This is a genomic window from Bradyrhizobium sp. (assembly GCF_030654605.1).
Lineage (GTDB): Bacteria > Pseudomonadota > Alphaproteobacteria > Rhizobiales > Xanthobacteraceae > Bradyrhizobium.
Window position 1 is genome coordinate 99,259 of the sequence record NZ_JAURXB010000258.1, and the last position, 12,908, is coordinate 112,166.

The following is a 12,908-nucleotide window of genomic DNA, read 5'->3' on the forward strand; positions in this document are numbered from 1 at the left end:
CGAATCCGGCGTACCTCACCCCATGGCCAAAAACACCCTTTCCTTCGTCTGCCAGAACTGCGGCGCGGCGTTCAATCGCTGGCAGGGCAAGTGCGAGTCCTGCGGCGAGTGGAACACGCTGGCGGAGGAGGATACCACCGGGGCCACCTCGATGCCGGTCTCGATCCGCTCGAAACGTCGGGGCCGGCTGTTCCAGCTGGAAACCCTGACCGGCAAGAGCCAGGAGGCGCCTCGCCTGTCCTCGGGCATGGCCGAGCTCGATCGCGTCACCGGCGGCGGTTTTGTCCGCGGCTCGGTGCTGCTGGTCGGCGGCGATCCCGGCATCGGCAAATCGACGCTGCTGACGCAGGCGACCTCCCTGATGGCGCGGGCCGGGCATCGGGTGGTGTACATTTCAGGTGAAGAAGCGGTGGCGCAGGTGCGGTTGCGGGCCGAGCGGCTGGGCCTGGCCGATGCGCCGGTGCAGCTGGCCGCGGAGACCTCGGTCGAGGATATCGTCTCCACGCTCTCGGAAGGCACCGTGCCGCGCCTGATCGTGATCGATTCGATCCAGACCATGTGGACCGACACGGTGGAATCAGCTCCCGGCACGGTCACGCAAGTGCGCGCCTCGGCGCAGGCGCTGATAAGGTTCGCCAAGAAATCCGGCGCCACCATCATCCTGGTCGGCCATGTGACAAAAGACGGCCAGATCGCCGGCCCCCGCGTGGTCGAGCACATGGTCGATGCGGTGCTGTCGTTCGAGGGCGAAGGCTCGCAGCAATTCCGGATTCTTCGCGCGGCCAAGAATCGCTTCGGGCCGACCGACGAGATCGGCGTGTTCGAGATGACCGGCCTCGGCCTGCGCGAAGTCTCCAATCCGTCCGAACTGTTCCTGTCCGAGCGCGATCTGGGCAGTCCGGGCACCGCGGTGTTCGCAGGCATCGAGGGCACCCGTCCGGTGCTGGTGGAATTGCAGGCGCTGGTGGCGCCGACCACGCTGGGCACACCGCGGCGGGCGGTGGTGGGCTGGGATCCGAGCCGGCTGTCGATGGTGCTGGCGGTGCTGGAGGCCCATTGCGGGGTAAAACTGTCCGGCTACGACGTCTATCTGAACGTCGCGGGCGGATTGCGGATCCAGGAGCCGGCCGCGGACCTCGCCGCCGCCGCCGCTCTGGTGTCGTCGCTGGTCAATGCGCCGCTGCCGACCGATGCGGTCTATTTCGGCGAGGTTTCGCTGTCGGGCGCGGTCCGGCCGGTAGCGCAGACCTCGGCCCGGCTCAAGGAAGCCGCCAAACTCGGGTTCGGCCGGGCCGTGCTGCCCGAATCGGCGCGCGGCGACGTCGGCGGCGATGCCGGGCTGGTGCTCAATACCGTCGGCGGCCTGACCAGCCTGGTGGCGGATATCGCCGCCCGCGGCACGCCCAGAGCCAATCAGGAACGAAATCGTGAGGGCCGGGAGAGCGCGGCAGTGGAGAAAAATGCCACACCGGCGAGATTCCGGCGTCAGGAAGGCTAGTCGGACGTGACGTCACCTGCCCCCGCCGCTATACAACCCGCGCACGGGGTGGGAATAGCGATTTCCGGCCTTGCGGGGCGCCCGGTATGACCGTCACTTAGGGTGGCACCGACGTTGCCGATTCGCAGTTTTGACTTACGAGCGGACCTGACCAGCCGATGCCGATAACGATACTCGATCTCATCCTGCTCGCGGTGATGCTGATCTCCGGCCTGCTCGCGCTGGTGCGCGGTTTCATGCGGGAGATTCTCTCGATCGCGGCATGGGGCGCCGCGGCGCTGGTCACGCTCTATGCGTTCGGCAAGCTGCTGCCGACCGCGAAAACCTATATCCAGAACGAGACCATCGCCAGCGTCGCCGTAGTCGCCGGCGTGTTCATCGGCACCCTGATCGTGGTTTCCATCGTCACGGTGCGAATCTCCGACATGATCCTGGATTCCCGGATCGGGGCGCTGGATCGCACGCTCGGATTCCTGTTCGGGCTGGCGCGGGGGCTTTTGATCCTGGTCGTCGCCTATCAGTTCTTCATCTGGCTGGTTCCGGACAAGCAGAGGCCGGACTGGGTCACCGCGGCGAAGTCCCGGACCGTGCTGGATGGAACCGGCCAATGGCTGATGTCGCTCTTGCCGGATGACCCCGAGAACACCATCTTGAAGAGATTCAAGAAGAATAAACCAGACGATGAGCAGACTGACGCGGAGCCGGCGACGCCGGCCCCGGCCGACGGCTATAGCAAGGCTGCCCGCGACGGCTTGAAAAAGCAGATCGACAAGGTCGGGCGTTGATACAGGCCAACAGAGAGGCGCGATGGACGAGATGAAAAACCCTTCCGATCCCGCCGACCACCTTGACCTGAACCCCACCGCGATCGAGAAACTCGACGCTGCGGCGATCGAGATGCAGGACGATCTGGAAGGCGACACGCTGCGCGAGGAATGCGGCGTGTTCGGCATCTTCGGCCACCCGGAAGCCGCCGCCATCACCGCGCTCGGGCTGCACGCCCTGCAGCATCGCGGCCAGGAGGCCGCCGGCATCGTCTCCTTCGACGGCTCCCGCTTTCACTCGGAACGACGGCTCGGCCTGGTCGGCGACACCTTCTCCCGCCGCGAGGTGATCGAGCGCCTGCCCGGCAGCCTCGCCGTCGGCCATGTGCGCTACTCCACCACCGGCGCCACCATCCTGCGCAACGTGCAGCCGCTGTTCGCCGAGCTCAATGCCGGCGGTTTCGCGGTCGGCCATAACGGCAACCTCACCAACGGACTGAGCCTGCGCCGCGAACTGGTGCGCAACGGCGCCATGATGCAATCCACCACCGACACCGAAGTGATCCTGCACCTGGTGGCACAGTCGAAGCGCGGCCGCTTCATCGATCGCTTCATCGAGAGCTTGCGCGCCATCGAGGGCGCCTATTCGCTGGTGTCGATGACCAACAAGAAACTGATCGGCGCCCGCGATCCCCTCGGCATTCGCCCGCTGGTGCTGGGCGAACTCGACGGCTGTCCGATCCTGGCGTCGGAGACCTGCGCGCTCGACATGATCGGCGCCAAATACGTCCGCGACATCGAGCCCGGCGAGATCATCGTGTTCGACGAGCAAGGCGCGCAGAGCCACAAGCCGTTTCCCCCGAAACCGCCGCGGCCCTGCATCTTCGAATACATCTATTTCTCGCGGCCGGATTCCATCGTCGGCGGTCGCTCGGTCTACGACGTCCGCAAGGCCTTTGGCGCGCAACTGGCGCGAGAAAGCCATGTCGAAGTCGACGTCGTGGTGCCGGTGCCGGATTCCGGCGTGCCCGCCGCGGTCGGCTACAGCCAGCACTCCGGGGTGCCGTTCGAACTCGGCATCATCCGCAACCACTATGTCGGCCGCACCTTCATCCAGCCGACCCAGAGCGTGCGCGAACTCGGCGTCCGCATGAAGCATTCGGCCAACCGCGCCGCGATCGAAGGCAAGCGCATCATCCTGATCGACGATTCGCTGGTGCGCGGCACCACGTCGAAAAAGATCGTGCGCATGATGCGCGACGCCGGCGCCCGCGAAGTGCACTTCCGCCTCGCCTCGCCCCCGATCCTGTATCCCGACTACTACGGCATCGACCTGCCGGACCGCGGCGGCCTGCTGGCGGCGACCCATTCGCTGGAAGAGATGCGCGAAGCCATCGGCGCGGATTCGCTGGCGTTCCTGTCGATCGACGGCATGTACCGCGCCATGGGCGAGCCCGGCCGCGATCCCGCCAATCCGAAATTCGCCGACCACTGCTTTACCGGCGTCTACCCCACCCACCTCACCGACCAGACCCAGGTCGAGCCGCAGCCGCGGCAATTGTCGTTGCTGGCGGAGGCGAGCTAGCGATCGGGCAGCATAAACGGTGTCGTCCCTGCCTAGTGCGCAATTGCGCACGGGAGCAGGGACCCATAGCCACCGGCGTTCCTGTTGCGAACACCGCTGGACGCGGACACCTTCCCCCATCATAACCTGCACGGCGTATGGGTCCCTGCGTTCGCAGGGACGACGATAGAGTTTATTTCGATGACAAAACCCCTTTCCTCCCGCATCGCTCTCGTCACCGGCGCCTCGCGCGGCATCGGCTATTTTACCGCGCGTGCGTTGGCAAAGGCCGGCGCCCATGTGATCGCGGTGGCGCGCACGCAGGGCGGCCTCGAAGAACTCGACGATGAAATCCGCAAGGACGGCGGCAGTGCGACGCTGGTGCCACTCAATCTCACGGATTCCGACGGCATCGTCCGGCTCGCTGCTGCGCTGCACGAGCGCCATGGCAAGCTCGACATTCTCGTCGGCAATGCCGGGGTCGCAGGCCCCTCGTCGCCGCTCGGCCATATCGAGCTGAAGTCGTGGAACGACGTGATGGCGATCAATTTGTCGGCCAACTTCCAGCTGATCCGCTGCATGGAGCCGCTGCTGCGGCAGTCCGACGCCGGCCGCGCGGTGTTCATCACCTCGGCCGCGGCGAGCCAGGCCAATGCCTATCTCGGCCCCTATGCCGCCTCGAAGGCCGCGCTGGAGACGCTGGCGCGGGCCTGGGCGCACGAAACCGCCAGCACGCCGCTGCGCGTCAACCTGTTCAATCCCGGCCCGACACGGACCCGCGTGCGCGCGACCGTGTTTCCGGGCGAGGACCCGTCGACGCTGGAGACGCCGGACCAGGTCGCCGAACTGATCCTTCCGATGTGCGCGCCTGCCTGGACCGAGACCGGCAGGCTGTATGACTACCCGACCCGGACGCTGCAGAGCTTTCGCGCGCCGGCTTAAGCACCGGCGCGTTCGGTCAGTCGCATAGCTCGTATTTGGACGTGACGCATTTTTGCGCCTTGGCGCGCGCATCGGTGAGCTGCTGCGGCGACATCTCCTTCTCGAGGGAAACCAGTTCCTTCCTGGCCTCGGCGTTGCCTTCCTTGGCCGATGCCTCGTACCAGATGTAGGCATTGACGACGTCGGCCGATTCTCCGCCTTCAGCCTTGGCGTAAAGGCTGCCCAGCATCAGCTGGGCGTCGGCATTGCCTTGCTTGGCGGCGAGCCGGCTCCACTTCTTCGCTTCCTTCTGGTCCTTGATCATGCCGAGGCCCATCCGGTGCATCAGCGCGATCTGGTATTGCGCCAGCGCATTGCCCTTCTCCGCCAGCGGCTTGAACAGTTTGGCAGCCGCCGCATATTGCTTCTTCGCAAAGGCCTTGGTCGCCTCGTCCCAGCTCGCATTCGCCGCCGGGCTATTGGCCGTCAGCCCGAACAACAGGATCGCTACGGCCAATCCGGAAAACCTGAAATTCCCACGAGTACCCCCCAAAATTGATCTTGCCTGGATTGATAATGGTTCCAACCTAGCTCAGGAACCCGCCAGCGACAATTACCTGCCGCCGAGACGCGCTACCATAGGTGCATTGCCGCGCGGGGCCGGACGTACTAACGGGAGCCCTTGGCGAGGCTCCGAAAAGAGAGCCTCCCGGGTGTTAACCTCAGGAGGAATTCAATGAAGAAGAAAACGCTCGCGCTGGGCACCACCGCGCTCATCGCGTTCGCCGCGCTGGGCCTTGCCACGCCGGCTTTCGCCCAGGACAAGGCGGTCAAGATCGGCGTGTTGAACGACATGTCGAGCCTTTATGCCGACATCGGCGGACCCAATTCGGTGGTCGCGATCAAGATGGCGGTCGAGGATTCCGGCCTCCTCAAGAAGGGCTGGAAGATCGACGTCGTCAGCGGCGATCACCAGAACAAGCCCGACGTCGGCGTCAACATCGCGCGGCAGTGGCTCGACAGCGACAAGGTCGATGCCATCGCCGATACGCCGAACTCCGGCGTGGCGCTGGCGGTGAGCAACCTCGTCAAGGAAAAGAACGCGGTGCTGCTCAATTCCGGCGCCGCCTCCGCCGATCTCACCGGCAAGGCCTGCACGCCGAACACGATCTCCTACACCTACGACACCTACATGCTCGCCAACGGCACCGGCAAGGCGCTGACCAAGGCGGGCGGCGACAGCTGGTTCTTCCTGACCGCCGATTACGCCTTCGGCCACGCTCTGGAGCGCGATACGTCCGCGGTCGTGACCGCCAATGGCGGCAAGGTGCTCGGCGGCGTCAAGCATCCGATCAATACCTCGGACTTCTCGTCGTTCCTGCTGCAGGCGCAGGCTTCGAAGTCGAAGGTGGTCGGCCTTGCCAACGCCGGCGGCGACACCACCAACGCGATCAAGCAGGCGGCTGAGTTCGGCATCGTGGCAGCCGGCCAGAAGCTCGCAGCACTGCTGCTCTTCATCAACGACGTGCATTCGCTGGGCCTGAAGACGGCGCAGGGCCTGACGTTCACGGAATCCTTTTACTGGGACATGAACGACCAGACGCGCGCCTTTTCGAAGCGGTTCGCCGCCCTGGCCAGCAAGAACGCGATGCCGTCGATGACCCAGGCCGGCGCCTACGCCATGACGCTGCACTATCTCAAGGCGATGGAAGCGCTCGGCGGCAATCCGAAAGACGGCGCCAAGGTCGTCGCCAAGATGAAGGAACTGCCGACCGATGATCCCCTGTTCGGCAAGGGTCCGCTGCGCGCGGACGGACGCCGCATCATTCCGGCCTATCTGTTCGAGGTGAAGAAGCCCGCGGAGTCGAAATATCCCTGGGATTACTACAAGCAGATCGCCACGATCTCGGCGGAAGACGCGGCCAAGCCGCTGTCGGCGAGCGAGTGTCCGCTGGTGAAGAAGTAAAGAGAAACGCGGCCGGCCGGACCTGCAAGGGTCCGGCCGACAGCGAATTCAACTGAAGGAGTCGGCGGACCCGAACCCGGCACGCCGCCCGTTCTATCGCCGGTTCGGCGAGTCGGAGCCGTTCCACTTGCTCCAGGGAGCGCTGGCGAGCGTTCCAAAATCGGTCGTCAGCGGCCGTCGGGTTTGCCGCTCGTAAGCCGCGACGATCCGTTCGGAATCCCTGATCTTGCGTTTCAGTTCGGCGACCGTCTTTGGCGTTTGAACTGTTGTCTTCGAGCCCGCGATCTCGCCGAAATTATGCCGCGCGGTTTCGATCTGTCTCAGCGCCGCTCGATGCTTCCTGATCTGGGCCCGGTGCCACGCGATCTGGCTGTTGCTGTCTGCGACCATGTCGGCCTCCTGACGTCAGGGATTCGAGCATAAGCGATTCGCGGGGATCCGGCAGGATGTACCCTTGACGGGAACCTACCGGACCCGGGCGGACGATAATGTTTTCGCCGCGATCACCAGCGCCAGCAGCAGCAGCGCCGATGCCAGCAGGAACGGCGCGCCGGGCAATTGCAGCGGCGCCTGCGCGCCGATGAAATACGCGAACGTCAGCGTGAACAGGAACGGCCCGACCATCTGCGCCACGCTTTGCACGCTGGTGTTGGCGCCCTGCAGCTGGCCCTGCTGGTTCGGCGCAACCAGCTGCGTCATCAGCGACTGGATCGCCGCGCCCGACACACCCCACAACGCCATCACGGGAATGCCGAGCCAGGACAGCGGACCGGTCGGCGCAAGCCCGAAGATCAGGAAGCCAAGGGCGCCGCTGCCGAGCCCCAGCATCAGCGCCCGCCATTCGCCGACGCGCCGCACGATCGGGCCGATTGCCATACCCTGCACCACCATCGCGCAGACGCCGACCATGGCCAGCGTCAGGCCGACGGTGGTGGTATCCCAGCCGTAACGGTAGGTCGCGTAGAGCACGTAGGTGCTCGGCAACACCACGTGCGCGGTCTGCGCGACGAAATTGACCACCGACAGTCCCGCGAGGACGCGATCGGAGCGCAGCAGCTGCAGCGCGCCGACCGGATTGGCGCTGTTCCAGCGCAGCGGCGAGCGGCGTTTCGCTGGCAATGATTCCGGCAGGATAAAAAAGCCATATAACGTATTGGCAAAGCTCAAACCCGCCGCGACCCAGAACGGCAGCCGGGGATCGATGTCGCCGAGCAGGCCGCCGATCGCAGGTCCCAGGATGAAGCCGGCACCGAACGCGACGCCGATCTTGCCGAACATCGCGGCGCGCCGCTCCGGCGCCGTCACATCGGCGATGTAGGCGAATGCCGTGGAAACGCTGGCCGAGGTGATGCCGGAGATCACCCGGCCGATGAACAGCCAAAGCAGCGACGGCGCCAGCGCCATCAACACGTAATCGAGCGCCAGCCCCAAATTCGACAGCAGGATGACAGGCCGCCGGCCGAACCGGTCCGACAGCGCGCCGAGGATGGGTGAAAAGAAAAACTGCATCAGCGCCCAGGCGGTGCCGAACAGGCCGAAGTATCGCGCTGCGGTCGCGGTATCGTTGTCGACGAAGCTTTCCACCAGCTTGGGCAGGATCGGCATGATCAGGCCGAGCGCCAGCATGTCGAGCAGGATGGTGACGAAGATAAAGGCGACCGCGCCGCCGCGCGCCGCAGGCGCGGCGGCGGTATCCGCGGATTTCGCCTCGCTCATGACGGGCGCTTGCGCTTGTGGGCGAACGGGTTGGCCTTTTCGCGCAGGCTGATCCGCACTGGCGTGCCCGGCAGTTCGAAGAATTCACGCATCGAATTGACGAGATAGCGCAGGTAGGACTGCGGTACCGCGTCGGCGCGCGAGCAGAACAGGATGAAGCTCGGCGGCCGCGCCTTGGCCTGGGTGATGTAGTTCAGTTTCAGCCGCCGTCCCGACACCGCGGGCGGCGGATTGGCGTCGACCGCCTGCTCGAACCAGCGATTGAGCGTCGCCGTCGGCACCCGCCGGTTCCACACCGCATAAGCCTGTTCGATCGAACTCATGAGACGGTCGATGCCCTCGCCCATCAGGCCTGATACCGCCACGATCGGCATGCCCTTGACCTGCGGCAGCAGATGATCGGCGTCGGTGCGCAAGCCGGCGATCAGGCTGGACTGCTTGCCCATCAGGTCCCATTTGTTGACCGCGATCACCAGCGCGCGGCCCTCGCGCTCGATCAGGTCGGCGATGCGCAGGTCCTGCTCCTCGAACTTGTTCTGCGCGTCCATCATCAGCACCACGACTTCGGCGAAGCGGATGGCGCGCAGCGCGTCCGACACCGAGAGCTTTTCCAGCTTCTCCTCGATCCGCGAGCGCCGCCGCAATCCCGCGGTATCGAACACCCGAAAATCCCGGCCCTGCCAGTTGACCTCGACGGAGATGGAATCGCGGGTGGTGCCGGCCTCGGCGCTGGTCAACAGCCGCTCCTCGCCGAGCAGATGATTGATCAGCGTGGATTTTCCTGCATTGGGACGGCCGACGATCGCGACGCGGATGGGACGCGTCGCGATTTCCTCGTCGGTCTCGATGACGTCGTCATCGTCGAATTCCTCACTCTCCTCGACCGGCTCCGGCATGATCGCGCGCAGCGAGTCGTAGAGATCGCTGAGGCCCTCGCCGTGCTCGGCGGAGATCTGGATCGGCTCGCCGAGGCCCAGCGCGTAGGATTCCATCGCACCGGCCTCGCCGTGCTTGCCCTCGCTCTTGTTGGCGACCAGAACCACCGGCTTGTTGGCGCGGCGCGCGAAATCGGCAAAGCCGCGATCGTTCGGAGTGAGGCCCGCCCGCGCATCGATCACGAACATCAGGGCGTCGGCCAGCGCGATCGCGGTCTCGGTCTGCTCCTGCATCCGCGCGGTCAGCGAGCCCTTGGCACCCTCGTCGAGGCCGGCGGTGTCGATCAGCGTGAATTCGAGATCGCCGAGGCGCCCCTGCCCCTCGCGGCGGTCGCGCGTGACGCCGGGCGTGTCATCGACCAGCGCGAGCTTCTGCCCGACCAGCCGGTTGAACAGCGTGGATTTTCCGACATTGGGCCGGCCGATGATAGCAATGGTAAAAGACATGAGCGATCCCTGCGCCGTCTAGGAAGCGCGTGTCGATAAAATGAAAAACCAAATCAGCGCGCGAAGGTACCGCTCGGCAATGGCGCCGGGAACGGTGAAGCGGATTGTTGCTGCGATGGCGCAGGCTGTGCCGGCGCGTCCGGCGGCGGCGCGGTGGTGCGCCGGCGCACGATCCTGGCCGGCTTGGGCGGCGGCGGCGCGGCGGCGGTACTGCCCTCTTCCTCAGGCAACGCATCGGCATCGGCGGCAGGCTCCGGCGCGCGGCTGGCGGTCGCCGGCGGCTTGCCTTTCGCGGATTTGGCGCCGCGCTTCGACTTCGGCTCCTCCGCGGGCGGCGCGGCGGCGGCCGCTACCGCGGCATTCTGCTGGTCCATCTGCTCCTGGCGCGAGCCCTTGTACAAGTCCTTCGGCACGCCCTGCTCGAGGCCCGGCACGCCGTCGGGGAAAACCGGCTTGCGCTCGCCCGGCAGCTTCTTCTTGGTGTCGAGGAAGTCGAGCATATCGGACGGGTCGAAACTGCTCATGCCGCCGGCGCAGCCGGCCAGCACGCCCGACAGGGCGATGACGACGGCGGTGGCGATCAGGCGTTGCGAGCGGCGCATGGTCGGTTTCTCACTCAACTTGTCTTCCCGCCGTCAGCTCTCGGCATCAGCTCTCGGCTCAGCTCTTGGCAACCGGCGGAAGCAACGCCTGCAGCGCTTCGGCGCGCGAGCGCAGGCTTGCCGGCGTCTCGCCGTCATTGGCAATCACATCCAGCCATTGCCGCGCCGCGGCGGTATCGTTGGCGCGCCAGGCCGACAGCGCGAGCAGTTCGCGCGCGGTATGGCGAAAGGTCGCTCCCGGTACGGTGGCCGGCTCGAGGCGCTGCAGCATGTTGGGATAGGTCGACGTTTCCAGCAGCAATCCGGCGGCGCGCACCCGGGCCAGATCCTGCTCCGGCGTGCCGACAGTGCGATCGGCCGATATGTCGTCGTACAGCTTCGCGGCCGCCTGCGGATCGCGCGATGCGGCCTCCGCGGCGACCCGCAGCCGCGCCAGCACGCGATAGCCCGACGGCGCCTTGGCGGCCAGATCGGCAAAGGCGGCTTCCGCCTCGGTATGCTTGTTCTGTTCGGAGAGCTCGGAGGCCTTGTCGAAGGCCGCTCCGGCCTCGGCGGCCTTCTTGGCTTCCAGATACTGATAGCCACGCCAGCCGCCCACCGCGGCGATGATCAAAAACGCGCCTGCGATGATCAGAATCGAATACTTGTCCCAGATCTTCTTGAGCTGGTCGCGACGTACATCCTCGTCGACTTCATCAAATAATTCAGACACTTAGAGTTATCCCATCCCCGATGGAGCGCGCCAATCCGCGTATTCCGCCTCAACGCCAATCCCCGCGTGGCGGCGGCGATACCCTAGCGATATGGCGGCGGCAAGGCAAAGCAAGCCGGATCAAAGCGTTACCAAGGACATGCTTAAAATCAAAGGCCTGTCTGGCCCGCCCCGGCGCCAACCGGAAAGGCGTGAAAGCGCGCTAGACCAGGATGGAGTCACTGGCCAGCAAGACGCCGCCGCTGCTGCGGGTCACCGCGGGGGCCTGGCCGGACGAAGCCGGCGGGGTAAATCGTGTGACCAGCCGCCGCTCGAGTTCGTGGCGGTTCAGCGGTTCGACGAATTTGACCGCGAAGCCATCGGGCAGCAGCCGGATGACGCGACCAATGCAGGCGCCCACCGCCAGCGGCGTTCCGATCTGCGGCTGCAGCTGGGCCGAGACCGCGACACCCGACGGCGACATGTCGATCACCAGGCATGGCTGCGTGGTGCCGTCGGCCAGGGTCATGATGGAATGGGGAGTTGTCGGGATGATGCGCGCGTCCCTGCGCAGCTCGGCAAGGCCCGGCTCTTTCTGCTTCTTTTCCAGCCAGGTGAGCTTGCTGGCAAACTTTTCCCGCATCGGGCGGGTCATCTCGAGTTCGATCAGGAATCGACCTGTCTGGGTCTCGCTGACGCTGGCGTCGAATTTACCGAAATCCTGGAAATAGGCGCTGAGGCGGTCTCCGACCTTACCGACCACAGGCACATCGGCCATCAACCGGAATGGCGAGACGCGGGTGGTTCGGCAGGCGAAAGTGCGCAGCTTGCCCTGGGGATCGTACCAGTTCGGCAAGGTGTAGTTGCCGATCACGGCAACCTTCACGGCTCGCTGCTTGAGAAATGCTTCGACTGACAAAGGTAAATCCTCGCGGGGTATCTACTCATTTCAGCGACGTGTTGATCGACGTGAATTGACGCTGGAACCGGTGCCGGCGCCGTTTGCGGTCACGATGGTCGCGAGTGAGTTGCCCGTCGCGATCCGTCCATGTTCGATCGGCTCGCAGGGCAATCGGCCGCGATGCGCTCAATATGCGGCCAAAACGCTAAGATTGGCTGAATCGCCCCGGCAGGAGGGAGTTCCCCGCGGGGAACTTAACGGCTAACCCGTTTCCTTTCGGTAAATTCTATACATTGCAGGGTTGTATTGTTTGAGTTCGCTCGCGAGGCGTTCCGCGAAGTGCCGACGTTTCGCGATGCCCGCAATGTGCGCAATGGCGCCGCGCGTCACAAGGTGAAAGCAATTCAAACGGAAAGCATCAATTGCATGCGGTTGCGCTAGGCGTATTCCAACAATTCCCAGGTAAAACAATCCGAGGGAATGCCGGGTGGAGCATTCTCGAGGTAACGCGAAGGATCGACATGTTAGCCAATCGACGCAGCAGCGAACGTCGTCAGTGCAGACGGGTCGCCAAGATCCAGTTCGGGACCGGCTCGCTGCCGCGCGACTGCATGATCACGGACGTATCGGCGGGCGGCGTCAAGATCATCGCCGAACATCTCGAGATTCCCCCTGAGTTCACCATCATCCTGTCCGACGGCGGCCCCCGGCAATGCCGGCTGGCCTGGCGGATCGGGTGCGAATTCGGCGCCCAGTTCGTCGACTAGTATCGACTATCCGAGATGGGTGAGTCGCTTGCTGCCCATGCTTCGAGACGCTCGCGTCGCTCGCTCCTCAGCATGAGGTTGTGGCGTTTCAACAAGGTAAACCTCATCCTGAGGAGCGGCGTCTTCGCCGCGTCTC

The 12,908-nt window shown here is 65.0% G+C and carries 13 protein-coding genes; 6 read left to right on the top strand and 7 right to left on the bottom strand.

Features of this window, described 5'->3' with window-relative positions; all coding sequences use genetic code 11:
- Positions 1–22 precede the first annotated feature (22 nt).
- The 4 genes from radA to Q7U29_RS23565 all read left to right on the top strand — a co-directional run bounded on the left by radA (position 23) and on the right by Q7U29_RS23565 (position 4,768).
- Positions 23–1,498, top strand: coding sequence for a DNA repair protein RadA (gene radA / locus Q7U29_RS23550; protein ID WP_304745310.1), 1,476 nt, complete (start codon positions 23–25; stop codon positions 1,496–1,498).
- A 158-nt stretch (positions 1,499–1,656) separates the two neighbouring features.
- The gene (locus Q7U29_RS23555) at positions 1,657–2,283 is read left to right on the top strand and encodes a CvpA family protein (RefSeq protein ID WP_304745312.1); all 627 of its coding nucleotides are present in this window, start codon (positions 1,657–1,659) and stop codon (positions 2,281–2,283) included.
- 22 nt (positions 2,284–2,305) lie between these two features.
- Positions 2,306–3,847: an amidophosphoribosyltransferase gene (gene purF, locus Q7U29_RS23560; protein ID WP_370691818.1), complete on the top strand. Its 1,542-nt coding sequence runs from the start codon at positions 2,306–2,308 to the stop codon at positions 3,845–3,847.
- Between the two features lie 180 nt (positions 3,848–4,027).
- Positions 4,028–4,768, top strand: a complete 741-nt coding sequence (locus Q7U29_RS23565) for an SDR family NAD(P)-dependent oxidoreductase (protein WP_304745314.1) — start codon at positions 4,028–4,030, stop codon at positions 4,766–4,768.
- Positions 4,769–4,784: 16 nt separating this feature from the next.
- Here the strand turns inward: Q7U29_RS23565 and Q7U29_RS23570 are convergent, their stop codons facing one another.
- Complete coding sequence (locus Q7U29_RS23570; protein ID WP_304745316.1) at positions 4,785–5,264, bottom strand: tetratricopeptide repeat protein; 480 nt, start codon at positions 5,262–5,264, stop codon at positions 4,785–4,787.
- Positions 5,265–5,483: 219 nt separating this feature from the next.
- Between Q7U29_RS23570 and Q7U29_RS23575 the strand changes: the two genes are divergently transcribed.
- The gene (locus tag Q7U29_RS23575; protein WP_304745318.1) at positions 5,484–6,713 is read left to right on the top strand and encodes an ABC transporter substrate-binding protein; all 1,230 of its coding nucleotides are present in this window, start codon (positions 5,484–5,486) and stop codon (positions 6,711–6,713) included.
- A 93-nt stretch (positions 6,714–6,806) separates the two neighbouring features.
- Here the strand turns inward: Q7U29_RS23575 and Q7U29_RS23580 are convergent, their stop codons facing one another.
- The 6 genes from Q7U29_RS23580 to Q7U29_RS23605 form a co-directional block, all read right to left on the bottom strand.
- Positions 6,807–7,103 (bottom strand): hypothetical protein, encoded by a 297-nt coding sequence (locus tag Q7U29_RS23580; RefSeq protein ID WP_304745320.1) that lies wholly within the window; start codon positions 7,101–7,103, stop codon positions 6,807–6,809.
- A gap of 75 nt (positions 7,104–7,178) precedes the next feature.
- On the bottom strand, positions 7,179–8,429 hold the full coding sequence (locus Q7U29_RS23585; RefSeq protein WP_304745322.1) for a TCR/Tet family MFS transporter: 1,251 nt from the start codon (positions 8,427–8,429) through the stop codon (positions 7,179–7,181).
- Positions 8,426–9,811, bottom strand: coding sequence for a ribosome biogenesis GTPase Der (gene der, locus Q7U29_RS23590; RefSeq protein ID WP_304745324.1), 1,386 nt, complete (start codon positions 9,809–9,811; stop codon positions 8,426–8,428). The genes Q7U29_RS23585 and der overlap by 4 nt, the downstream gene beginning before the upstream one ends.
- 53 nt (positions 9,812–9,864) lie before the next feature.
- Positions 9,865–10,413 carry a hypothetical protein gene (locus Q7U29_RS23595; protein ID WP_304745344.1) on the bottom strand — a complete coding sequence of 183 codons (549 nt, stop codon included), beginning with the start codon at positions 10,411–10,413 and terminating at the stop codon, positions 9,865–9,867.
- A 58-nt stretch (positions 10,414–10,471) separates the two neighbouring features.
- On the bottom strand, positions 10,472–11,125 hold the full coding sequence (locus tag Q7U29_RS23600) for a tetratricopeptide repeat protein (RefSeq protein WP_304745326.1): 654 nt from the start codon (positions 11,123–11,125) through the stop codon (positions 10,472–10,474).
- Between the two features lie 202 nt (positions 11,126–11,327).
- On the bottom strand, positions 11,328–12,023 hold the full coding sequence (locus tag Q7U29_RS23605; protein ID WP_304745328.1) for a PilZ domain-containing protein: 696 nt from the start codon (positions 12,021–12,023) through the stop codon (positions 11,328–11,330).
- A 503-nt stretch (positions 12,024–12,526) separates the two neighbouring features.
- Between Q7U29_RS23605 and Q7U29_RS23610 the strand changes: the two genes are divergently transcribed.
- Positions 12,527–12,772: a PilZ domain-containing protein gene (locus Q7U29_RS23610; RefSeq protein WP_304745330.1), complete on the top strand. Its 246-nt coding sequence runs from the start codon at positions 12,527–12,529 to the stop codon at positions 12,770–12,772.
- The last annotated feature ends 136 nt before the right edge of the window (positions 12,773–12,908 follow it).